1 protein-coding gene is annotated in these 253 nt (G+C 45.8%); it reads left to right on the top strand.

Annotated features, from left to right (window positions below):
- On the top strand, positions 1 to 253 hold a 253-nt coding region (gene ccsA, locus AAEY57_RS20535), incomplete at both ends, for a cytochrome c biogenesis protein CcsA (RefSeq protein WP_350608728.1).

Raw genomic sequence — 253 nt, 5'->3', positions numbered from 1 at the left:
CCTTACTACTTTCAAGCCCGTTTGAGCGCCTACTTCCTTATTTCCCGGTAGAAGGGCGTGATTTAAATCCGTTGCTTCAAGATCCGGGCATGATTATTCACCCGCCATTACTCTACATGGGTTATGTAGGGCTATCAGTTGCTTTCTCTTTTGCTATTGCTGCGCTATTAACTGGCAAGCTTGATAACACGTGGGCTAAATGGTCACGTCCTTGGACAATGACTGCGTGGGGCTTTTTAACACTAGGTATTAC

The organism is Pseudoalteromonas sp. MER144-MNA-CIBAN-0113 (assembly GCF_040308965.1).
Lineage (GTDB): Bacteria > Pseudomonadota > Gammaproteobacteria > Enterobacterales > Alteromonadaceae > Pseudoalteromonas > Pseudoalteromonas tetraodonis.
Note: the sequence above shows the minus strand (reverse complement) of the source record. Positions and strands in the feature narration are given on the sequence as shown.